This is a genomic window from Enterococcus xiangfangensis (genome assembly GCF_005405365.1).
Classification (GTDB): domain Bacteria; phylum Bacillota; class Bacilli; order Lactobacillales; family Enterococcaceae; genus Enterococcus_A; species Enterococcus_A xiangfangensis.
In genome coordinates this window covers 1-22,823 of record NZ_BJDX01000015.1, presented here as the reverse complement: position 1 = coordinate 22,823, position 22,823 = coordinate 1, and the positions used below count along the sequence as shown (strand labels likewise).

Annotated in this window: 18 protein-coding genes and 7 tRNA genes; 4 read left to right on the top strand and 21 right to left on the bottom strand. The window is 39.6% G+C overall.

Features of this window, described 5'->3' with window-relative positions:
- Positions 1-212 precede the first annotated feature (212 nt).
- Positions 213-728: a thioredoxin domain-containing protein gene (locus tag FFM68_RS12815; RefSeq protein WP_137619666.1), complete on the top strand. Its 516-nt coding sequence runs from the start codon at positions 213-215 to the stop codon at positions 726-728.
- A gap of 54 nt (positions 729-782) precedes the next feature.
- Here the strand turns inward: FFM68_RS12815 and whiA are convergent, their stop codons facing one another.
- The 7 genes from whiA to uvrB form a co-directional block, all read right to left on the bottom strand.
- Positions 783-1,718, bottom strand: coding sequence for a DNA-binding protein WhiA (gene whiA / locus FFM68_RS12810; protein WP_137619665.1), 936 nt, complete (start codon positions 1,716-1,718; stop codon positions 783-785).
- Positions 1,719-1,835: 117 nt separating this feature from the next.
- Positions 1,836-2,834 (bottom strand): gluconeogenesis factor YvcK family protein, encoded by a 999-nt coding sequence (locus tag FFM68_RS12805; protein WP_137619664.1) that lies wholly within the window; start codon positions 2,832-2,834, stop codon positions 1,836-1,838.
- A complete protein-coding gene (gene rapZ / locus FFM68_RS12800) occupies positions 2,831-3,718 on the bottom strand; it encodes an RNase adapter RapZ (RefSeq protein WP_137619663.1) in 888 nt (295 codons plus the stop codon). The genes FFM68_RS12805 and rapZ overlap by 4 nt, the downstream gene beginning before the upstream one ends.
- A gap of 316 nt (positions 3,719-4,034) precedes the next feature.
- Entirely contained in the window at positions 4,035-4,748 is a 714-nt protein-coding gene (locus tag FFM68_RS12795; RefSeq protein ID WP_137619662.1) for an amino acid racemase, read from the bottom strand.
- A 2-nt stretch (positions 4,749-4,750) separates the two neighbouring features.
- Complete coding sequence (locus FFM68_RS12790) at positions 4,751-6,007, bottom strand: carboxylate--amine ligase (RefSeq protein ID WP_137619661.1); 1,257 nt, start codon at positions 6,005-6,007, stop codon at positions 4,751-4,753.
- A 101-nt stretch (positions 6,008-6,108) separates the two neighbouring features.
- The gene (gene uvrA / locus FFM68_RS12785) at positions 6,109-8,931 is read right to left on the bottom strand and encodes an excinuclease ABC subunit UvrA (RefSeq protein WP_137619660.1); all 2,823 of its coding nucleotides are present in this window, start codon (positions 8,929-8,931) and stop codon (positions 6,109-6,111) included.
- A gap of 176 nt (positions 8,932-9,107) precedes the next feature.
- On the bottom strand, positions 9,108-11,099 hold the full coding sequence (uvrB, locus tag FFM68_RS12780) for an excinuclease ABC subunit UvrB (protein WP_137619659.1): 1,992 nt from the start codon (positions 11,097-11,099) through the stop codon (positions 9,108-9,110).
- Positions 11,100-11,343: 244 nt separating this feature from the next.
- Here uvrB and FFM68_RS12775 point away from each other — a divergent pair, with 244 nt between their 5' ends.
- Entirely contained in the window at positions 11,344-13,506 is a 2,163-nt protein-coding gene (locus FFM68_RS12775) for an amino acid ABC transporter substrate-binding protein/permease (RefSeq protein ID WP_137619658.1), read from the top strand.
- 1 nt (position 13,507) lies between these two features.
- On the top strand, positions 13,508-14,245 hold the full coding sequence (locus FFM68_RS12770) for an amino acid ABC transporter ATP-binding protein (RefSeq protein ID WP_137619657.1): 738 nt from the start codon (positions 13,508-13,510) through the stop codon (positions 14,243-14,245).
- Positions 14,246-14,377: 132 nt separating this feature from the next.
- Here the strand turns inward: FFM68_RS12770 and tuf are convergent, their stop codons facing one another.
- Complete coding sequence (gene tuf / locus FFM68_RS12765; RefSeq protein WP_137619656.1) at positions 14,378-15,565, bottom strand: elongation factor Tu; 1,188 nt, start codon at positions 15,563-15,565, stop codon at positions 14,378-14,380.
- A gap of 237 nt (positions 15,566-15,802) precedes the next feature.
- Here tuf and FFM68_RS12760 point away from each other — a divergent pair, with 237 nt between their 5' ends.
- On the top strand, positions 15,803-16,057 hold the full coding sequence (locus FFM68_RS12760; protein ID WP_137619655.1) for a hypothetical protein: 255 nt from the start codon (positions 15,803-15,805) through the stop codon (positions 16,055-16,057).
- A gap of 87 nt (positions 16,058-16,144) precedes the next feature.
- On the opposite strand, the gene ilvA is transcribed toward FFM68_RS12760, so the two are convergent.
- The 13 genes from ilvA to FFM68_RS12700 all read right to left on the bottom strand — a co-directional run bounded on the left by ilvA (position 16,145) and on the right by FFM68_RS12700 (position 22,823).
- Complete coding sequence (gene ilvA, locus FFM68_RS12755; RefSeq protein WP_137619654.1) at positions 16,145-17,401, bottom strand: threonine ammonia-lyase IlvA; 1,257 nt, start codon at positions 17,399-17,401, stop codon at positions 16,145-16,147.
- Between the two features lie 13 nt (positions 17,402-17,414).
- Positions 17,415-18,410: a ketol-acid reductoisomerase gene (ilvC, locus tag FFM68_RS12750; protein WP_137619653.1), complete on the bottom strand. Its 996-nt coding sequence runs from the start codon at positions 18,408-18,410 to the stop codon at positions 17,415-17,417.
- A gap of 47 nt (positions 18,411-18,457) precedes the next feature.
- Positions 18,458-18,934, bottom strand: coding sequence for an acetolactate synthase small subunit (ilvN, locus tag FFM68_RS12745; protein ID WP_137608301.1), 477 nt, complete (start codon positions 18,932-18,934; stop codon positions 18,458-18,460).
- Complete coding sequence (gene ilvB, locus FFM68_RS12740) at positions 18,935-20,641, bottom strand: biosynthetic-type acetolactate synthase large subunit (protein WP_137619652.1); 1,707 nt, start codon at positions 20,639-20,641, stop codon at positions 18,935-18,937. It abuts the gene before it with no gap.
- 11 nt (positions 20,642-20,652) lie between these two features.
- Positions 20,653-20,820, bottom strand: coding sequence for a hypothetical protein (locus FFM68_RS13155; protein ID WP_167483499.1), 168 nt, complete (start codon positions 20,818-20,820; stop codon positions 20,653-20,655).
- A gap of 457 nt (positions 20,821-21,277) precedes the next feature.
- The gene (locus tag FFM68_RS12735; RefSeq protein ID WP_204652639.1) at positions 21,278-21,868 is read right to left on the bottom strand and encodes a GNAT family N-acetyltransferase; all 591 of its coding nucleotides are present in this window, start codon (positions 21,866-21,868) and stop codon (positions 21,278-21,280) included.
- A gap of 256 nt (positions 21,869-22,124) precedes the next feature.
- A tRNA-His gene (locus FFM68_RS12730) sits at positions 22,125-22,197 on the bottom strand.
- Positions 22,198-22,252: 55 nt separating this feature from the next.
- Positions 22,253-22,336 (bottom strand) — tRNA-Leu (locus FFM68_RS12725).
- Between the two features lie 26 nt (positions 22,337-22,362).
- Positions 22,363-22,433, bottom strand: a tRNA-Cys gene (locus FFM68_RS12720).
- A gap of 65 nt (positions 22,434-22,498) precedes the next feature.
- Positions 22,499-22,570: transfer RNA gene (locus FFM68_RS12715), tRNA-Gln, on the bottom strand.
- Positions 22,571-22,580: 10 nt separating this feature from the next.
- A tRNA-His gene (locus FFM68_RS12710) sits at positions 22,581-22,653 on the bottom strand.
- A gap of 14 nt (positions 22,654-22,667) precedes the next feature.
- Positions 22,668-22,738 (bottom strand) — tRNA-Trp (locus FFM68_RS12705).
- Positions 22,739-22,746: 8 nt separating this feature from the next.
- A tRNA-Tyr gene (locus tag FFM68_RS12700) sits at positions 22,747-22,823 on the bottom strand.

Below are 22,823 nucleotides of genomic sequence, written 5' to 3'. Positions count from 1 at the left end.
TCATTGCAGAAAATTTGTCATTTTTCTTAAATTTAACAGGCTGAAAAAAATCGAAGCAACTTCCATATAACCATTGCTATAACGCTTTAATTATAAACCAACCTTGCACAATTTCAAACCTAGGTTTTAAGCTTTTTCATTTATTTATACGAAAAATTTTGTTTTCTAATCTTTTTTTTGTACACTAATAAAAGAAAGGACGTGTCTTTTTTATGGATATTTCGATTATTAATGCAAAGTTAGTCAATGACTTCAATGGAATAAAGATTGGTTCTGATACTGCCCCTAAACGCTTAATTGAGTTTATCAATCTTCGGTGTCCGTATTGTAAGCAATGGTTCGAACAATCTTATGCTACTTTGAACCAAGCGGTCGCTGACGGGAAGATTCAACGTGTTATTAAATTATTAGATAAAGATAAACTCAGTTTGCAACGCGGAAATGTAATGCACGAATATATCAGTGCTGATCCTAAAAAAGCCTTGATCCAAATCCAGCAAGCCTTTGAAACTCAAGAAACTTGGGAAGATTTTGAATTAGAAGCCGTTGCCGAATACGCTGAAAAAACGCTGCAGTTTGTTCAACAAGCAAATCGCAGTTTGCAGCAAGAAATTCGGAATGAAGCCGAGCAAGCCAACATTACATTTGTTCCAACGATTATTTTAGGCGAACATATTTTTGATGAAGCGATTGATGACACAACGTTAAAAGCCTATATTGCTGAATGAAAAATCGACCTTCAAAGTTAGCTTTTTACGCTAACTTTGAAGGTCGATTTTATTTTAAACTGTTTTTTTTCGCAAATTGTCCGCAAAATCATTGATCTTTCGAATGCGATGATTGATACCTGATTTAGAGATTGCTCCTGAAGGAATCATTTCTCCTAATTCTTTTAAACTGATCTCTGGATTTTGAATTCTTAACTCGGCAATTTCCTGTAATTTTTCCGGTAATGATTGCAATCCGACAGTTGCCTCAATAAAATGAATGTTTTCAATCTGCCTTGAAGCAGCATCGATTGTTTTATTCATATTAGCAGTCTCACAATTGACTAACCGATTCACGGAATTGCGCATATCGCGCACAATCCGGACATCTTCAAATTTCAACATCGAATTTGTCGCACCTATCAATGTCAAGAAGTCGGCGATTTTCTCTGCCCCTTTTAAATAAGTGATGAACCCATTGCGCCGTTCTAATGTTCGGGCATTAAGTTCAAATTGATTCAACAAATCACAAATATCTTGGTTGTGTTCTTCATAAATCGAAGAAATTTCCAGGTGATAACGACTTGTTTCCGGATTGTTGACTGAACCGGATGCCAAAAATGCGCCGCGTAAATAAGCTCTTGTCTTTTCATCAGACTGCTTGATCTCATTGGTGATATGGGCTTGGAACATCATTCCATCCATGATATCTAAATCTAATAGTATATTTTGAGTCCCTTGTTTCAGCCGGACAATGTAGACATTGTTTTTCTTCAACTTCATCTTCCGACGTACCAGTAATTCGCTGCGTACACCGTAATGCTCCTTCAACAAAGTAAAAATCCGACGAGCGATCGCCGCATTTTCAGTCTGGACATTTAAAACAAATTGATGATTGCTCAAACTAAGCGAGCCATTCATTCGAATCAAAGCAGCTAGTTCAGCCTGTGCGAGATTCTTTTGGACTGTCAGACTCGTTAATTCTTTTTTTACTTCTGCTGCGAAAGACATGACGAGCCCTCCTTTTTTTAAATTAGAAAAATTATTTTAATTCTATAATACTAGTTTGATAAATATTTCTGATTTTGAGGATCATACTGCTTTACCAGATAGAAGCAGTCCAATTGTTTAAAGTTTTGCACCAAACACAATCCGGAACAATTCATCCACGACCTTTTCACCATCGTGGAATACACCGCCGTCACGCAGTTTCAAAAAATCCGTTGAAACCACTCGGCATCCTTCTTCTCTTAATCCATTAAAATCATGTGTTACTTGTACTAAATATTCATCATAAATCTCAGGATCCATATATCCTTCTGGAACTTTTTCAGTATTGACCAAAACAGTGTCAATAAAATGGCTGCCCAAATGTTTATGCAACACACGAATATGATCCGCATCGCTAAAATGCTCAGTTTCGCCTTTTTGGGTCATGATATTGCAAATATAGACTACTTCCGCGGCGGTCGTCCGAACGGCTTCGCCTAATTCTTCAATCACCAAATTCGGCAAAATACTCGTAAATAAAGAGCCCGGTCCTAGTACCACCATATCTGCTTCATTGATAGCATTCACAACTTTACGTGCCGCATGAACCGCTTCTTGACCATTTTTTTCAGTGACATACACTCTTTCGATCGTTTTGCGATCAAGAGCGATTTTTGATTCACCGATTGCACTGGTTCCGTCAGTAAAATCAGCATGCAAGATCAATGGCGTTTCCGATGAAGGATAGATATGTCCATCCACATGCATCATCTTAGAAAGTAATTGGATTGCCTCATACGTACTGCTGCGCATTTCCGATAAAGCCGCAATCAATAAATTCCCAATTGTATGATTGGCTAAAAATTTATCATCTTCATGAAAACGATATTGAAATAGATCTTCATACAATTTAGGCATATCAGATAAAGCTGCCAAAACATTGCGCAAATCTCCCGGCGGTGCCATATCGATTGAATCGCGTAATTCACCGCTGCTGCCACCGTCGTCAGCCACAGTCACGACGGCTGTGATCTCTGCACTTTGGTTGCGTAAACTTTTTAGAATGACCGGCAGTCCTGTTCCGCCGCCAATCACAACGATTTTAGGCTTGCGAATACGGTATGTTTTCATTTTCATGAACGATTCACCGTCTCTTTCCGCTTATCCTTGTCACGATGAGTAATATTCACTCGATAATCCGCCTCAGTGATTGCTTTGCCTATCCGCTCGGTCAAAGCGACTGAGCGGTGTTGTCCGCCAGTACAGCCGATGGCAATCGTCAGTGAACTTTTGCCTTCTTTGATATAACCTGGCAAAATATCCATGATCAAACGGACAAAGTTCGTATAGAAATTTTCCGTTTCAGCAAAAGACATCACATAATCATAGACAGGCTTGTCTAAGCCAGTCTGCGGACGCAGCTCTGGAATGTAGTGAGGATTTGGCAAGAAACGAACATCCATTACGATATCTGCATCAATCGGCAATCCATATTTAAAACCAAAAGAAACGACTTCGACATGGAATCCTACATCGTCTTTTTGTTTAAAGGATTGATTGATTTTTTCGCGTAATTGTCGCGGCGATAATTCAGTTGTATCGATCATCAACGTCGCACGATTTTTTAAATCCTCCAAGATCGCACGTTCCTTGCGAATCCCTTCTGTGATCATCCCATCCATTGCTAATGGATGGGCGCGGCGAGTCTCTTTGTAACGAGAAACAAGCTCCTCGTCTGAACAATCTAAAAATAAGATACTCGTATCGATGAAACCGGTATTCTCGATCTCTATCAACATTTTTTGGATATCTTCAAAAAATGAACGTGAACGTAAATCTACCACTAGGGCAATTTTAGTTACTTTCCCTGATTCACGGATCAACTTCCAAAATTTTGGAATCAGTCCTGGAGGCATATTATCTACACAAAAATAGCCCATATCTTCAAAGCTTTGGATTGCAACGGTCTTCCCCGCGCCACTCATACCAGTAATGACAACTAAATGTAAACTATCAGTCATTTGTGTCACTCCTTTCACATAATTAGAAAATGATTTTGTTGAATCATTGATTTTATTCCTGGGATCCTCTTAATTGAATCTAACTGGATCACTTCTTTTAACCATAATTTTTTGATTGTTTAAATTTCTGACCACACAAAAAGATGCCAAAGAAACTGAACGTTAGCTTCCTTAGCTATCTATAAAATTATAACACTCCTGGCGTGTCTTTGCTACTTATTTATAATTCTTTACTCTTTCCTAATTCTTCTCTTTTTACTCATTTTGCTGATTTTTCGGCTGTCCTTCTAGTTATAAAACTAAAAAAACAGACCTCCTACTTGGAAGATCTGTTTTTTAACGCCAGTTCAATCGTACGATCAGCTAAGATTGATTGCGCATCGATGACTGGATATGGAACGTCTTTTGTCAACTCTTGGACCAAAGAAAGTTCTGTACAACCTAAAATAGCATTTTGACACTCATATTTTTCAAAAACATCTGAAAGAATCTCTAAATACAGTTCACTATTGATGAAATCATGTTCTTTCACATCATGATAGATCAAATAGTTGACCTTGTCTTGCAACTCTTTTTCTGGAACCAAGACTTCAAAGCCTCGTGCTTCTAATTCACTCTGATATACTTTTGCAGTCATCGTTCCTGCCGTCGCCAGCACAGCAATTTTCTCGCCAGCTTGGTGATGTCGTGTTACTTCATTTACCGCTTCTCTCGGCATATGCAAGATTGGAATTTTTGTTGCTCCTTGTAATTGTTCAAAGAAATAATGAGCCGTGTTACAGGTCAATACGATGAAATCAGGCTGTAATAAATTTTGCTTTTCAATATCATCTAACAAAAACGGCAATGGATTCGCCGCTTCATGATCCAAAATGTACGCCGTTCGGTCAGGAATGGTGGCATGGTTGAACATCACATAGTTCAAATATTCTTGATCATTGTGCGCCTGCGTCCGCTTATTCAAGATACGAATAAAACTTTCAGTCGCCATCGTCCCCATCCCGCCAAGAATACTAAAGAAATTTTCCATGCTTACCCTTCTTTCTCTTTAAAGAATAAATCAAAGCGTCCTTTGTATTTACTGAACATGTATTTCATTAAGATCCAGCGCATCAAAGACATGTCTTTTTTATAAAAGACCGTTGTTCCCCACTGATCCTTTTTAATCAGTGCTAACGCTTGTTCTTTATCTGAATTGTTTCGTGCAAACTTTTCAAACACACTTTTTGGGACACCCATCCACAACATCGCTGTTTCAGGTTCGGCTTTGCCATAAAGTGTTTCAGTAAATGGTTTTTCGAAGACACGATCTTCTGTCACAAATCGAGCCAAATTAAAGCCGTTCAATGTCGCAAAGAAACTACTGCGACCTTGGCGCAAATTGATTTCGAATAATTTATACTCGCCATCTCGAGGATCATATTTCATATCAAAGTTTGCAAAACCAGTATAATTGATTTTTTCTAAAAACCCTTTGATCGTTTGATAGATTTTTTCATTATATTCCGGCATGATCGCCACATAGTTACCGATTGCCTCTGGTGAAGGATCTTCCAGTAACGGATGCCCTAAGCACATCATTCGAACATGATGATTTTGATCAACATAAGCATTTAAAACCCGCATATTGCTGTCATCACCAGGAATAAAATCTTGTGCGATCATTTCGCTCGTATATCCCGCTTGATAAATCCGTTCAATGATCGTATCAAACTCATCGCGTGTATCTAAAATAAACGCTTTTTTGCGTCCTTCAAAATCGATTGATAACCACTCGACGCTATTTGCAGGTTTCAATGCGATTGGAAAATCAAACGGCAGATCTTGTTTCAACTTGCCTGCTTCCAGCATATCTTCTGTAATAATGAATGTATTAGGATAAGGCAAATCATATTTTTCGCAGATGTCATAAAAGCTGACTTTACTGATCAATTGTTGCAGTAAATCAAAATCAATGTACGGGCAGACAAACCATTCAGAAAGTTCTTCTTTGTGTTGGGAAACCAATTCGGCATACCCATCGCCGCAAGCAATCACTAAATATTTCGTTGCAGGATCATTATAAGTATTTTTTCCCAGTTCACGCATTTGCTCCATAAATACAGGATCTTTATCGAACCCTGGAACAATGTGGACATTTACAATCTTACTGTATTTCGTCGGTGCCAACTGTAAACCGGCATAAGCTTCAGAAACGATTCCGTAAGCTTCATGAAAAGAACGCGCCATCCCATATACGTTAATGTCGCTTCCTAATAAAATCGGTACAAATTTTTGTTTTTCATTCATATTCTCTTACACCTTCTCATTCTAAATCCTTGATAATCATACCATAAAGAAAAATGCAAGCAAAGGAGAATCCTTTACTCGCATTTTTACTTATCAGTTATTTATTTTTTAAGCACACGGTTTAGATAATATCCAGTATAACTCTCTGGTACTTCAGCGATTTCTTCCGGCGTCCCCGTTGCTAAAATTGTCCCGCCGCCATCGCCGCCTTCTGGACCAAGGTCAATGATGTAATCTGCAGATTTAATGACATCTAAATTGTGTTCAATCACTAAAACAGTATTACCAGCATCGACAAACCGTTCAAGGACTTTTAATAAACGCGCGATATCGTCGGTATGCAAACCAGTCGTCGGTTCGTCTAAAATATAGAAATTTTTGCCGTTCGAATTTTTATGCAGTTCGCTGGCAAGCTTCATCCGTTGCGCTTCTCCACCAGATAAGGTCGTTGCTGGTTGTCCCATCGTCACATAGCCTAGACCAACATCAACGATCGTTTGCAATTTGCGGTGGATCTTCGGAATGTGTTTGAAGAATTCTACCGCATCTTCTACGGTCATTTCTAAAATATCCGCAATATTTTTTCCTTTATAATGAACATCCAACGTTTCTGAATTGTAGCGTTTGCCATGACAAACTTCACATGGAACATACACATCTGGTAAAAAGTGCATTTCGATCTTAATGATTCCATCGCCACGACAAGCTTCACAACGTCCGCCTTTGACGTTGAAGCTGAATCGACCTTTCTTATATCCGCGAATTTTTGCCTCATTCGTTTGAGCGAATAGATCACGAATATCATCAAACACACTAGTATATGTCGCTGGATTGCTTCGTGGTGTTCGACCGATTGGACTCTGATCGATATCGACTAATTTCTCGATATGTTTGTAACCAGTCAGTTTCTTGAACTTCCCGGGTTTATTTGAATTACGATTTAATTTTTGTGCCAGTGCCTTTTTCAAGATCTGATTAACTAGCGTTGATTTTCCTGACCCTGAAACTCCAGTAACTGCAACAAATTTTCCTAATGGAAATTCTGCATCAATATTTTTCAAATTATTTTCAACTGCGCCGGTAACTTTGATTTTCTTGCCATTTCCCTTACGACGTTCTTTCGGTACAGCAATCTCTCGTTTTCCTGATAGATATTGACCTGTTAGTGAGTTAGGATTTCCCTCAACCTCTTTAGGCGTTCCGGCTGCTACGATCTCGCCGCCTTGATCTCCCGCACCAGGACCTACATCGATCAAATAATCTGCCGCACGCATCGTATCTTCATCGTGTTCTACCACAATCAATGTATTTCCAAGATCGCGCATTTTTTTCAGCGATTCGATCAAGCGGTCATTGTCTCTTTGATGCAGCCCAATCGACGGTTCATCTAAAATATATAACACACCAGATAAGTTTGAGCCAATTTGTGTTGCTAAACGAATTCGTTGAGCTTCGCCACCAGATAACGTCCCGGCTGCACGACTCAATGTCAAATAATCCAAGCCGACATTTCGCAAAAAACTTAGACGGTCTCTGATTTCTTTTAAGATTGGTTTAGCAATGATTTTTTCTTGTTCACTCAAAGCCACTGTTTCAAAAAATCCCAATGCACCATTTATCGAATCTTCACTAATTTTCCCGATATTTTCGCCATTGATTTGAACTGATAAAGCTTGCGGATTCAAGCGATAGCCCTGACACGTTTGGCAAGTCAATTCAGTCATGTACAGACGCATTTGATCCCGTGTGAAGTCGCTGTTTGTTTCTTTGTAGCGACGATCGATGTTGCTGATGATTCCTTCAAAAGGAACTTCCACATCGCGAACACCCCCAAAATCATTTTCATAATGGAAATGAAAATTTTCACCATTGGAACCATTCAAAATAATTGCTTGATGTTCCTCCGGTAATTCTTCAAACGGTGTGTCCATATCGATTCCAAAACTCAAACAAGCTTGTTCCAACATTTGAGGATAGTATTGTGAACTGATCGGATTCCAAGGAACTAATGCGCCTTCGCGTAATGTTTTACTTTGATCTGGAATCACTAGATCTGTATCGACTTCCAATTTTATTCCTAAACCATCACAATCTGGACAGGCACCAAACGGAGCATTGAATGAAAACAAGCGTGGTTCAAGTTCACCAACGGTAAAACCACAATAAGGACACGCGTAATGTTCGCTAAACAACATTTCTTTTTCACCAATCACATCAACGATCGCATAGCCTTCCGCTAAGCGCAACGCCGCTTCAAAGGAATCAAACAACCGCGAACGGATTCCTTCTTTAACAACAATTCGGTCGATGATGATCTCAATATCATGCTTTTTATTTTTAGTCAGCTCTGGTGCTTCTGTTACATCATACAATTCTCCATCAACACGCATCCGGACATAGCCTTCGCGCTGGATCATTTCAAAAACTTTTTTATGCTGACCTTTTTTCTTCGCAACGACTGGTGCCAAAATTTGAAGCTTTGTGCGTTCAGGCAGTTCCAAAACTTTGTCGACCATCTGCTCTACAGATTGTGACGTAATCTCAATGTGGTCATTCGGACAAATCGGATGTCCGACACGAGCATACAATAATCGCAAATAGTCATTGATCTCAGTTACTGTACCAACAGTTGACCGAGGATTTTTACTTGTCGTTTTCTGATCGATAGAAATCGCCGGACTCAGACCATCGATACTGTCGACGTCTGGTTTATCCATCTGGCCTAAAAATTGGCGGGCATATGCAGACAAACTTTCTACATAGCGACGCTGACCTTCAGCATATAGTGTGTCAAAAGCTAATGAACTTTTCCCCGAACCCGATAAACCAGTAACAACAACCATCTTGTCACGAGGAATCGTGACATCTACATTTTTCAAATTATGAGCCCGCGCTCCATGAATTACAATCTTATCATTCGCCATTTATATCTCCTATTTCATTTCAATGTATTCATTTTTAAAAGTAAAAAATGAATCTTATTTTCATCACGCATACCATTCTGCTAAACTGCTGATCACCAATAGTATGAAAAAATTACGTTCCCGCGCTTTTTTTTATCCTCTGCGAAAAGCAGAACCGGCATCCGAGCTTACTATCTTTAGTCCGCTGCTTTTAATTCTAAAATAGTATCACGTAAGGTTGCCGCTGTTTCAAAATCAAGGGTCTTAGCAGCTTCACGCATCTCGTCTTCCAGTTTCGCAATAAGTTCTTTTCGCTCGGATTTTGACAAGTCCTCATAAGAAGTCGTGTCATAAGTTCCGGTCTCTTCTGCTACTTTGCTGATAGAGATCAAATCACGAATCTCTTTAATGATTGTTTTCGGTACCATTCCATGATCTTCATTATACTGCTGCTGAATAGTGCGTCGACGAGTGGTCTCATCCATCGCTTTTTGCATTGAATCCGTCACTTTATCAGCATACATGATTACTCGTCCTTCAGAATTTCGAGCTGCCCGACCAATCGTTTGCACAAGAGAACGTTCACTACGCAAGAATCCTTCTTTATCCGCATCTAAGATTGCTACTAGCGAAACTTCAGGAACATCCAACCCTTCACGCAGCAAGTTGATTCCGATCAGTACATCAAATTTTCCTAACCGTAGATCACGAATAATTTCTGTACGTTCCAATGTTTTGATATCACTGTGTAAATATTTGACTTTGATTCCCAACTCTTTGAGATAATCCGTCAAGTCTTCTGACATTTTCTTCGTCAAAGTCGTGACAAAGACACGTTCATTGCGTTCAGCACGTTCATTGATCTCACCGACAAGATCATCGATTTGGCCCATAATCGGGCGCACTTCAATGACCGGATCCAATAAGCCGGTTGGGCGAATGATTTGTTCTACTACTGTGTCAGTTTGTTCATGTTCATAGGGTCCAGGTGTTGCCGAAACGTAAACGATTTGGTTCACCCGTTCTTCAAATTCTTTCAACTGTAATGGACGATTATCTAATGCTGATGGTAAACGGAATCCATAATCTACCAACATTTGTTTACGCGCGCGGTCCCCATTGTACATTCCTCGAACTTGTGGCATTGTTACATGCGACTCATCGACTACTAATAAGAAATCTTCAGGGAAAAAATCGATTAGTGTATAGGGCGGCTCACCTTCTTTACGACCATCCATATGCCGCGAATAATTTTCGATTCCAGAAGTATAGCCCATCTCACGCAACATTTCGATATCATAATTGGTCCGCTGTTCTAACCGCTGCGCTTCCAATAATTTATTATCATTACGTAGCTCAGTTAATCGCTCAGCCAGTTCCGTTTGAATATTGCTGATTGCTACTTCCATATGATCTTCATTTGTAAGGAAGTGAGTGGCGGGGAAAATTGCGACGTGTTCGGTCTCTCCAGTAATTTCTCCTGTCAATGCGTCGACCTCACGGATTCGTTCGATCTCATCACCAAAAAATTCCACGCGCAAAGCTCGTTCATCGCGTGAAGCAGGAAATATTTCTACCACATCGCCACGAACCCGAAAACGGCCTCGCTGAAAATCAATGTCATTGCGTTCAAATTGAATATCGATCAAGTTTCGCAACAATTGATTTCGATCCATTTCCATCCCGACCCGCAGTGAAACGACTTGTTCCAAATATTCTTTAGGTGAACCCAAACCGAAAATACAAGAAACTGAAGCAACAACAATCACATCGTTGCGCTCAAGCAGTGCACTAGTTGCCGAGTGACGCAATTTATCGATTTCATCGTTAATACTTGAATCTTTTTCAATATAAGTATCACTAGAAGGCACATAAGCCTCTGGTTGGTAATAATCATAGTAACTAACAAAATACTCCACCGCATTGTTAGGAAAGAATTCCTTGAACTCACCATATAATTGACCTGCCAATGTCTTATTGTGGGCAATGATCAAAGTTGGTTTGTTGACTTCCTTGATTACATTAGAAATCGTATACGTCTTCCCTGTACCGGTAGCGCCTAAAAGTATTTGTGCTTTTTTTCCATCGACGATTCCTTCGGCTAATTGTTTGATGGCCTCAGGCTGATCGCCAGCAGGCTGATATTTTGAATGAAGGTCAAACGCTGTATCCGTTACTCTTTCAATCACACAAAAATCCCCCTTTTTCTATTCAATAAACAAAGATTTTCCGTTTTAAAATTATAGCATACCGAACATATTTTCGCCATTTTTTGTACTTGTTCCCAAAAATTTCTACAAACCCTCATGTAACGTTTTGTTACATAACGTGTCATTAAATTACGATTTTTTTCGATCTAACGTCAAACTCCCTTGTATTTTAAGCTTAAACTAACATATAATAAACAAATGATAAGTACTTAGGAGGATTATTATGAGAAAAAACAAATTAATTCCATTCTTCATTTTCTTAATGGCAAGTATTTTCACACTTGGCTTTGCCAGTAAGACAAATGCTGCAGAAAAAACATATAAAATCGGAACGGATCTGACTTTTGCACCTTTCGAGTTTCAAAATTCCGATGGCGAATACATAGGAATCGATGTGGACTTACTTAACCAGATAGCTAAGGATCAAAATTTTAAAATAGATTTACGCCCTTTAGGTTTTGACAGTTCGATCCAAGGTGTACAATCAGACCAGCTTGATGGAATGATCGCAGGTATGAGTATCACGGACGAACGAAAAAAAACCTTTGATTTCTCTGATCCTTATTTTGATAGCGGCATTCAAATGGCTGTGAAAAATGATAATAAAGACATCAAAGACTACAGCGATTTAAAAGGAAAAACGGTCGCTGCAAAAATCGGCACGGAAAGTGCGACTTTCTTAAATAAGAACAAAGATAAATACGGCTATGAAATCAAACAATACGAAGCCGCCGACGCCATGTACAACGCATTGACAAATGGTAATGTTGAAGCAATTTTTGATGATTACCCTGTTTTAGGTTATGCCGTAACAAATGGCCAACCCTTTAAACTAGTCGGTGATCCAGAAAAAGGCAGCGCGTATGGTTTTGCCGTCAAAAAAGGCGAAAACAAAGAGTTATTGAAAAAATTCAATCAAGGTTTGAAAGATTTAAAACAAAACGGCAGTTATGATAAAATCGTCAGCGAATATATCTCTACCGGTTCAAATGACTCTGCTGCTTCAAGTGAAATGAAAAAGATCGAACCGAAAAAAGATGTCTATGTCGTTGCTAGTGATTCAGCTTTCGCCCCTTTTGAATACAAAGACAGTGATGGCGAATATAAAGGGATCGATGTGGATCTGTTAAAACGGATTGCAGAATTACAAGGTTTCAAAATCGACTTCAAATTTATCGGGTTCTCTCCTGCGATGCAAGCACTAGAATCCGGACAAGCCGATGGAATGATCGCTGGCATGACGATCACTGATGAACGAAAAGCAAACTATGATTTTTCTGATCCATACTTCCAAAGCGGCATCCAATTAGCCGTTGCTAAAGATAATAAAGACATCAAAGACTATAAAGACCTAAAAGGAAAAACAGTCGGTGCCAAAGTAGGAACGGAAAGTGCCGATTTCTTAGAAGCGCATAAAAAAGAGTATGGTTACACTATTAAAAGTTTTGATGCAGCCGATCAATTATATGATGCATTAAAAGTTGGATCGATTGATGCGATGATGGATGACTACCCTGTTATCGGTTATGCAGTAAAACAAGGACAAGCATTAAAAACACCGATCAAACGCGAAGTCGGCGGTGAATATGGTTTTGCGGTCAAAAAAGGACAAAACCCTGAACTTAGCGAAATGTTCACTGAAGGGTTGAAAGAATTAAAACGTACAGGCGAATACGATGAAATCGTAAACCAATACATCGGTTCAGGTAGCGAAGAAAAACAATCAACTGTCGATGAATCAACGATCACTGGTTTATTAAAAAACAACTACAAATCATTATTAGACGGTCTATGGAAAACGATCATCTTAGCACTAGTTTCCTTTGGACTAGCGTTAGTCGTTGGTGTTATTTTCGGTTTGTTCCGAGTTTCTCCTGTCAGCAGCTTGCGGATCATAGCGGGGATTTATATCGATATCATCCGCGGGATCCCGATGATGGTATTAGCCTTCTTTATTTTCTTCGGTCTGCCAGGGATTACAGGGATTAAAATTCCTGACTTTGCAGCTGGAATCATCACTTTGACTTTGAATGCTAGTGCTTATATCGCTGAAATCGTCCGCGGCGGGATCAACGCCGTACCCGTAGGACAAATGGAAGCTTCCCGCAGTTTGGGACTTTCTTATAATCGGACAATGCAAAAAATTATTTTACCACAAGCCGTGAAGATTATGATTCCTTCTTTCATCAACCAATTTGTTATCAGTTTGAAAGATACAACGATCATTTCTGCAATCGGTGTGGTCGAATTGTTGCAAACAGGAAAAATCATTGTTGCTCGGACTACCCAAAGTTCTTACGTATACTTGATTATCGCGATCATGTATTTGATCTTGATCACGATCTTAACCAAGTTAGCGAACCGTTTAGATAAGAAGGTGAAATAAGATGGATAAAAAAATTGTTGTAAATCATTTAGTAAAAAAATTCGGAGACAACACTGTTCTGAATGACTTGAATATCAGCATCGGTGAAGGCGAAGTCGTTTGTATCATTGGACCATCTGGTTCAGGTAAAAGTACATTCTTGCGCTGTATGAATCGTTTAGAAGAACCGACTTCTGGTGAAATCATTATTGATGGACAAGATTTGACGGACAAACATACCAATATCAACTTAGTCCGTCAACATATCGGAATGGTCTTTCAACATTTCAATTTGTTTCCGCATCTGACTGTTTTAGAAAATATTATTTTAGCTCCCTTGGATTTAAAAAGTGAAAAAAAAGATGCCGCAGAAAAACGAGGCATCGAATTACTCACTCAAGTTGGCCTAGCTGAGAAAAAAGATGTCTACCCTGACAGTTTATCCGGTGGACAAAAACAACGTGTTGCAATCGCGCGCGCATTAGCAATGAACCCTGATATCATGCTTTTTGATGAACCGACTTCTGCGCTTGACCCTGAAATGGTCGGCGATGTCTTAAAAGTTATGAAAGACTTAGCCTTGCAAGGCATGACGATGGTCATCGTTACTCATGAAATGGGCTTTGCTAAAGAAGTTGCTGACCGTGTGATCTTTACTGATGGCGGGAAAATTTTAGAAGACGGCACACCTGAACAAGTCTTCAATAATCCCCACAATCCAAGAACACAAGATTTCTTGAATAAGGTCTTAAATATCTAAAAATATCCGTGAGAACTTTTCAGTTCTCGCGGATATTTTGTTCAATAATTGTCTGCTGCGCAACAAATTGCCTTTATTATCCTAATCATAAAAAAGAACACCGCAAAAATTGCGGTGTTCTTTGCTAACTCATTAAGCTTCGATTTCAGTTACGATACCTGAACCAACAGTCCGGCCGCCTTCACGAATTGAGAATGTTGTTCCTTGTTCTACAGCGATTGGGTGGATCAATTCAACATCGATCGTTACGTTATCGCCAGGCATTACCATTTCAGTACCTTCTGGTAATAAAATATTACCCGTTACGTCAGTTGTACGGAAGTAGAATTGAGGACGATAGTTGTTAAAGAATGGTGTATGACGTCCACCTTCTTCTTTTGTCAATACGTATACTTCAGCTTTAAATTTCGTATGCGGTGTAATTGAACCTGGTTTTGCAAGAACTTGACCACGTTCGATTTCATCACGTGTAATACCACGCAATAGAACCCCAACGTTATCGCCGGCTTCCCCATAATCCAATGTTTTACGGAACATTTCTAGTCCAGTAACAACCGCTTTTTGAACTTCAGGTTTGATTCCGATGATTTCAATTTCATCACCGACTTTTACTTCACCACGATCAATACGACCAGAAGCTACAGTACCACGACCAGTGATTGAGAAGACATCTTCCACTGGTAATAAGAATGGTTTGTCATTGTCACGTTCTGGTGTTGGAATATATTCATCAACTGTATCCATCAAATCAAGAATCACTTGTTCTTGTTCAGGATCGCCTTCTAAGGCTTTTAAAGCAGAACCTTTAAGAACAGGGATATCATCACCTGGGAAACCATATTCAGAAAGTAATTCGCGTACTTCCATTTCAACTAGGTCGATCAACTCTTCGTCATCAACTAAGTCAATTTTGTTTAAAAAGACGATTAAGTGTTTAACACCAACTTGACGTGATAACAAAATATGTTCACGTGTTTGCGGCATTGGACCATCTGTAGCAGATACAACTAAGATCGCACCGTCCATTTGAGCAGCACCGGTAATCATGTTTTTCACATAGTCCGCGTGTCCTGGAGCATCGATATGGGCATAGTGGCGTTTTTCTGTTTCATATTCTACGTGAGCCGTATTAATAGTGATTCCACGCTCACGTTCTTCTGGTGCAGCATCGATACTAGCATAGTCTTGAGGGTTTGCTAGACCTTTCTTACCTAATACCGTTGTAATTGCTGCCGTTAATGTTGTTTTACCGTGATCGACGTGACCAATGGTACCAATATTAACGTGTGGTTTACTTCTATCATAATGTTCTTTTGCCATAATAAACAAACCTCCTAAAATATAAAAAATTCTTACGGATATAGTGTAAAACATTTTTAGCTAAATGAAAAAGATTTACACTTTTACTTTTTGTAAGTAACTATCCGTGATCATAATACATCAGAATTGGTCAAACACCAAATGATTTGTCTCCTATCTACTGGACGAATGGTTTCAATTACGCAATAATGAATGTACCCTCTGATTTTAAGAAATTTTTTAGCTAGGAGTGTGCGAATGAATACCTTCGAAAAAAAGATCCAACAATTCCCAGAAACTGTAAGACACGCCTGGAGTATCGGCTTTGTTTTCATGTACAACGGAAAGAATTTTCAACATTTCCCGGCTCGCCAATGGACAGATGCACAAATTAAAGCCTACTTTAAAGAAAATTATGACTGCTCTTCAAACGTTATCCCTCATCCTGAATTCAAACTAAAAGAGGTCCAAGTTGATGGTCACCCTACTTGGATCGTTATCGTTCCTTACTGATCAAAAATTTTCGATTCCCATGATGAGCTTTCCAGGCCTGACTGAACAAAAAAGACGATGACATTAAAAGCCATCGTCTTTTTTGATTTAAACCAATAAATCGTATAATGTTTTGTTTTGACTTAATTCAATATAAGTCGAATCGAATTTTTCCAGTCGTTTTAACAGATTGGGCAAAGTTTTAGGCTCTTTTAATAATACACCGATCACAACAGGGCCTTTGCCGCGATTACTCTTTTTAGTATATTCAAAACGAGTGATGTCATCGCCTTTGTCTAAAACTTCTGAGACAAATTCTTTCAATGCGCCCGGTCTTTGCGGGAAATTCACAACAAAGTAATGTTTCAATCCTTCATAGATCAATGAACGTTCCTCAATCTCAGCCATCCGATTAATGTCGTTGTTCCCACCGCTAATGACGCAGATCACCGTTTTGCCTTTGATCTTTTCTTTCATAAGATCTAAAGCGGCGACACTCAATGCTCCAGCTGGTTCAACAACGATTGCTTGTTTACCATACAATTCTAAAATCGTTGAACAGATCAACCCTTCATCGACGGACATCAACTCATCGACGTATTCTTTACTATGCAAATAAGTGATATCACCGACCCGTTGAACCGCCGCACCATCGACAAATTTATCAATCTCTGTTAATGTCACTGGCTGCTCTTTGGCAAAAGCTGCTTGCATTGAAGCAGCTCCCTTTGGTTCAACCCCAATTACTTTTGTATCTGGTGACGTATTCTTCACATAAGCAGAAACACCGCTGATTAATCCGCCGCCGCCGATTGCTGTGATCACATAATCAGGTTTATAGCCTTCACTTTCTGCGTCAGTCATCATTTCTAAAGCTAATGTTCCTTGCCCAGCAATGATATCTCGATCATTGAAAGGATCAATAAAAGTCATCCCGTTTTCTTCGCAGTACTTTCTCGCAGCTGCTGCAGAAGCATCAAACGTATCGCCGACTAAATGAATATCAGCAAATTCGCCGCCAAAAAATTGGACTTGAGAAACTTTTTGCTGTGGTGTTGTCGTCGGCATGAAAATCGCCGCTTTTGTCTTTAATTCCTGACAAGTATAGGCGACTCCTTGCGCATGATTGCCTGCACTCGCACACACTACCCCTTTTTTCAGTTCAGACTCTGGAAGTTTTTTTATGGCATAATATGCACCACGTAATTTAAATGAACGAACTTTTTGCAAGTCTTCACGTTTCAAAAGAATCGTCGCTTGATATTTTTCAGATAAATAACGATCATATTGTAACGGTGTATGATTTACGGAGTTCTTCAGTAATTGATAGGCACTTCGAACTTCGGTATCTTTAATTAATCCCATCGCTATTCCCCCATTAATCCTTACGACTTACAAATGGCATCATTTTTCTTAATTCGCTGCCGACTGCTTCGATCTGATGACCGGCACTTTCCGCACGCATTTTCTTGAATTCTGGGAAGCCGTTCGCATTATCTTCAACAAAGCCTTTAGCAAATTTTCCATTTTGGATATCAGTCAAGATATCTTTCATTCCTGCTTTAGCTTGCTCAGTAATCACACGCGGACCAGAAACATAATCTCCATATTCAGCAGTATTAGAGATCGAGTTGCGCATTTTTCCGAAACCACCTTCATAGATCAAATCAACGATCAATTTCATTTCATGACAAACTTCAAAGTAAGCCAATTCTGGTTGGTATCCGGCTTCAACTAATGTTTCAAATCCAGCTTCGATCATACTTGTCAAACCGCCGCAAAGAACTGCTTGCTCACCGAATAGATCGGTTTCTGTCTCTTCTTTAAAGGTTGTTTCTAACACGCCTACTCGAGTAGCACCGATTCCTTTTGCATAAGATAGTGCCAAATCCTGAGCAGCACCTGTAGCGTTTTGATGAACAGCAAACAAGGCAGGTACGGCAAATCCTTCTGCAAAGGTACGTCGAACTAAATGACCTGGGCCTTTAGGAGCAACTAAGAACACATCTACGTTTTTAGGTGTTTTGATTACGTCAAAATGAATATTGAAACCGTGGGCAAAGGCTACTGCATCGCCTTCTGCCAAATTTGGCGCGATTTCTTTTTCATATAAATTTCCTTGGATTTCATCTGGAGCCAAAATCATGACCACTTGGGCTTTTTTGGTTGCTTCATTTACAGGAAATACATCAAATCCATCATTGCGAGCTGCCTCAGCGGATTTTCCTTCACGGATACCGATTACGACTTGATGGCCTGTGTCTCTAAGGTTTTGTGCGTGCGCATGACCTTGTGAACCATAACCTACCACAGCGATTGTTTTTCCTTCTAAAGCATCCTTTTCTACTGCATTATCATAATAAACTTTAACCATAATTTTTTCCTCCATTTTTTTAAACTATATTAAAAGCATTTCTGCTATTAACCCCTATTAAAGCCGGTTACTCCGGTTCGAGCCAATTGTTTGATACCATAAGGCCTCAACACATCGATACAAGCGTTGACTTTTTCAGTAGAGCCAGCAACTTGGACCACGATCGTTTTTAATCCTACATCCACGACATCTGCACGAAAGGGATCGATCATTGCTTGAATCTCCGAGCGCGTTGCTGCCGGAGCATTGACTTTGATCAATGCCAATTCTCTTTCCAGATGCGGTTCATCGGTAATATCAGATACTTTAACAACATCAATTTGTTTATTTAGTTGCTTGGTAACTTGTTCCACATCGGCTAAGGTATCAGCTTGGATAATAATCGTCATTTGCGACTCCCCTGCTCGTTCTGTTCGGCCGACGGAAACACTATCCATATTTACTTGCCGTCGATTCAAAACACTTGTGATTCGACTCAGCACCCCTGCTTGGTCGTGAACCATTGCCGTAATCATTCGCCTCATTTAATCAACCCCCAACATTTGATCATTTGGCATTCCAGCCGGAATCATCGGTAATACGTGCTCACGATTGCTGATCATTACTTCGATCAACATCGGTCCTGGTGCGGCAAACGCTTCTTGCAACTCTTTATCTAAAGTAGCTGGATTTGTGATTTTTTTACCACCAATTCCATAAGCTTCAGCCATTTTCATAAAGTCAGGCTGTTGCTGGAAGACCGATTGGGAGCGCCGTTCATTGAAGAATTTTTCTTGCCACTGCCGAACCATCCCAAGTGATTGATTGTTCATCAAGACAAACTTGATATCCAAATTATTTTGATTCAAGATTGCTAACTCTTGATTCGTCATCTCAAACCCGCCATCCCCAACAAAAACTACTACCGAATTATTCGGTTTACCAAATTTTACGCCGACTCCGGCAGGTATCCCGTATCCCATCGTCCCAAGACCACCACTTGTAATCAGCTGTTTAGGAAATTGGAATGGATAAAATTGCGCTGCCCACATTTGATGTTGACCAACATCGGTGACCACATAAGATTTACCTTCAGTGATCCGACCAATGATTTCAACCACTTCTTGCGGTTTGATGACTTTCTCATCTCGTTCATATTTCAATGGATGTTTCTGTTTGCGTTCTTCACAAAGTTCTCGCCATTGATCATAATCTGGTGAACCAATTTCAACTGCCAACATTTGCTGCAAAGCAATTTTTGCGTCACCGACGATTGGTACATCCGTTGGAATAACTTTCCCGATTTCAACTGGATCAACATCGATATGAGCAACCTTCGCATATGGCGCAAAGGCTTCTGGTGAACAGGCTAAGCGATCATCAAAACGGCTACCGATGTTGATCAACAAATCGGTCTCCATCAATGCCATATTAGCTGCATAAGCTCCATGCATCCCGCCCATCCCAAGAAAATTCGGATGATCATGAGGCAATAGCCCTAAACCTAATAACGTGGTGACCGTTGGCAATTGATATTTTTCAACGAACTGTCGTAACTCTTCTCCGCCATTTGCTGCAACTACACCAGCACCAGCTAACACAAGTGGTTTTTTTGATTGTTTTAATAAGTTCATTAGTCGTTCGATTTGTAAAGTCGAAGGTGTCGTCGTAGGTTGATAACTTTCCAGCTGAACGACATTCTCGATTTTAGGATTAGACTTCAATGTCGTAATATCCTTTGGCAAATCGATCAGCACAGGACCCTTTCTACCCGTCGTCGCGATATGAAAAGCTTCGCTGACAATTCGCGGAAGATCTTCGATATCACGAACCTGATAATTATTTTTAGTGATTGGGACTGTGATTCCCAATATATCAGCTTCTTGAAAAGCATCTTTACCAATTCCTGCCCTTGATACTTGACCCGATATAACTACTAATGGCACCGAATCAATCATTGCATCGGCGATTCCAGTCACTACATTGGTCGCACCAGGCCCGCTAGTGACGATCACAACACCTGGTTTGCCAGTGGCTTTGGCGTATCCTTCTGCGGCATGAACAGCTCCTTGTTCGTGACGAGTAAGAATATTTGGAATAGTTTCATCATAAAGTGAATCATATAATGGCAAGACCGCACCGCCAGGATAACCAAAAATCAATTCTACTCCTTGATTTTCCAAACAGTTGATTAATATATCTGCACCTGTTTGCAGGTTTTCAACTTCCACCTTTTGCTTCATTTCTTCCATTCCCATTCCTCCTATGCTTCAGACACTTTCATTAAGCTGTTTGTGTCCGCTAAAGCTGTTACTGAGTAACTGATACCTTTACTACCAATAGCGTTATGCTGATGAATTGCTTGACCAGCAAATAAGAAACTTTCAACTGGTGGCGCATCGATTCTTTTTTTTATTCGATTCTCTCTCACTATTCACATCTCCTACCTTCAAAAAAGAGCATCCCATCAAGAATGGGATGCTCTTGCAAGAATCCCATTTCTTAACGCAAACAGGACTCAAACTAACGGTTGTTTCTCCGCGTTCTAAGCCCTGGACATAATAATTAATAAGACGATACCGTCATAGTTATTATATTTTCTTGTATGCATAATAATCGTCTCCTTGTTTTTTAATGTTGTTCTAACCTTTTCAACACTATACCTCTCGTTAAATTAAAAGTCAATGAGTTTTCAGAATATTTTCTAAATAATATTCTCCATCTTATTTCATAAAAATTTTAGGACTAATTGTGTACTTATCTAATTTCTATCAACTTGAAAGAAGCTTCAAATTCAAGGTACAAAAAAAAGCCCGACAAAATTTGTCAAGCTTAATTAATAATTTGATTGATAGAAAAGGTGATCTCACGACTCTTAAATTGAATTATCATTTGTTCAATTGAAAAGATACAAAAGAATTGATCTTTAATTTCTTCGCTTGGCTTTGGGAAAGATTCTTACGTTTTGTTTCAGTAAAACCCAGCTTGTAATATAACGACATAGCCGCTAAGTTAGTGTCCGCCACCTCTTCAATGACGTAATGTGCATAAGGAGTCTGTTCAATAATATATTTGATTATATTTGAAGCCACTCCTTGCTTTCTAAATTCCGAAGAGACACCAACAAATTCAATCGAACCTGTATTGTTTGGCGGATTTTTAAATGGAGCTTCGAATTCTTTTTTTAATACTTTGGCAGCAATCGTTCCTTTAAACCAGCCAAAATGCTTTTTCAGCTCCTCTTTTTCTAAGACTAGACTCTTATCATAACAATTGGTACAAGCGACAAAGCCTGCGATTTTTTGATCCACTACAGCAACATAAAATTGATCCAATTGAAAAGAGTGACTGAATGCTTTTGCTATTATATTCTTATCCTTTGAAAAAAATCCTAACCATTGAGTAAAACCATCTGCAAAAATAATTCCTAATTCTTCGCGACAATCAAATGGCAGTCTATCCGCCCGATAAATATCCATAATCGCACCTCCTTCGTATTCACTAGTCTCAAGTATATCGATGACCGATAAACCCTGTAAATAGGCCTTGAGTCTCATTTCACCATTTCCTAAATGATATACTAGTATGCCGAAATATCTTAAATTTAATCATACACTCTCAAAAAAAAATTACCAAAAGAACCTGCTCACCTAAAATTTCATATTAGTACAGGAAAACTAAATTAGAATTCATAAAAAAAGACCAGACATTTTTGTCTGATCTTTTTCGTTTTAGGGCGAACGGTGGGAATCGAACCCACGAGTGCCGGAGCCACAATCCGGTGCGTTAACCACTTCGCCACGATCGCCATATTGCTATTTAATTCAAAAGAAAAAACCAAGATGATCTAGCATCTTAGTTTATACCGGCGGCCGGGGTCGAACCGGCACGCCCGTGAGGGCACTGGATTTTGAGTCCAGCGCGTCTGCCAATTCCGCCACGCCGGCATATCAATAATACTATTTTAGTACTAAGGCGGTAACCGGATTTGAACCGGTGATGAAGGTTTTGCAGACCTCTGCCTTACCACTTGGCTATACCGCCATTATACTATTAATTTTTTCTCAGAACAAGTATATCAAGAAAATTTCTTGATAATTTCTGAAAAACTGGGGTAGCTGGATTCGAACCAACGCATGAGGGAGTCAAAGTCCCTTGCCTTACCGCTTGGCTATACCCCAATAATACAAGGGCGAACGATGGGAATCGAACCCACGAGTGCCGGAGCCACAATCCGGTGCGTTAACCACTTCGCCACGATCGCCATATTAATAAAAACAGGGGCAGCAGGAATTGAACCCACACTAACGGTTTTGGAGACCGCTGTTCTACCTTTAAACTATGCCCCTGAAACAAATGGAGGAGAGTGGATTCGAACCACTGAACCCTAAGGAACGGATTTACAGTCCGTCGCGTTTAGCCACTTCGCTACTC

Bases quoted from the DNA above. Each gene is read 5' to 3' on its own strand.
- FFM68_RS12775 (WP_137619658.1), top strand. From the start codon at position 11,344: ATGAGAAAAAACAAATTAATTCCATTCTTCATTTTCTTAATGGCAAGT.
- ilvB (WP_137619652.1), bottom strand. From the start codon at position 20,641: ATGGAAGAAATGAAGCAAAAGGTGGAAGTTGAAAACCTGCAAACAGGT.
- whiA (WP_137619665.1), bottom strand. From the start codon at position 1,718: ATGTCTTTCGCAGCAGAAGTAAAAAAAGAATTAACGAGTCTGACAGTC.
- FFM68_RS12815 (WP_137619666.1), top strand. From the start codon at position 213: ATGGATATTTCGATTATTAATGCAAAGTTAGTCAATGACTTCAATGGA.
- ilvC (WP_137619653.1), bottom strand. From the start codon at position 18,410: ATGGTTAAAGTTTATTATGATAATGCAGTAGAAAAGGATGCTTTAGAA.
- ilvN (WP_137608301.1), bottom strand. From the start codon at position 18,934: ATGAGGCGAATGATTACGGCAATGGTTCACGACCAAGCAGGGGTGCTG.
- FFM68_RS12735 (WP_204652639.1), bottom strand. From the start codon at position 21,868: ATGGATATTTATCGGGCGGATAGACTGCCATTTGATTGTCGCGAAGAA.
- ilvA (WP_137619654.1), bottom strand. From the start codon at position 17,401: ATGGGATTAATTAAAGATACCGAAGTTCGAAGTGCCTATCAATTACTG.
- uvrA (WP_137619660.1), bottom strand. From the start codon at position 8,931: ATGGCGAATGATAAGATTGTAATTCATGGAGCGCGGGCTCATAATTTG.
- FFM68_RS12760 (WP_137619655.1), top strand. From the start codon at position 15,803: ATGAATACCTTCGAAAAAAAGATCCAACAATTCCCAGAAACTGTAAGA.
- FFM68_RS12790 (WP_137619661.1), bottom strand. From the start codon at position 6,007: ATGAATGAAAAACAAAAATTTGTACCGATTTTATTAGGAAGCGACATT.
- FFM68_RS12805 (WP_137619664.1), bottom strand. From the start codon at position 2,834: ATGAAAATGAAAACATACCGTATTCGCAAGCCTAAAATCGTTGTGATT.
- FFM68_RS12770 (WP_137619657.1), top strand. From the start codon at position 13,508: ATGGATAAAAAAATTGTTGTAAATCATTTAGTAAAAAAATTCGGAGAC.
- tuf (WP_137619656.1), bottom strand. From the start codon at position 15,565: ATGGCAAAAGAACATTATGATAGAAGTAAACCACACGTTAATATTGGT.
- rapZ (WP_137619663.1), bottom strand. From the start codon at position 3,718: ATGACTGATAGTTTACATTTAGTTGTCATTACTGGTATGAGTGGCGCG.
- FFM68_RS12795 (WP_137619662.1), bottom strand. From the start codon at position 4,748: ATGGAAAATTTCTTTAGTATTCTTGGCGGGATGGGGACGATGGCGACT.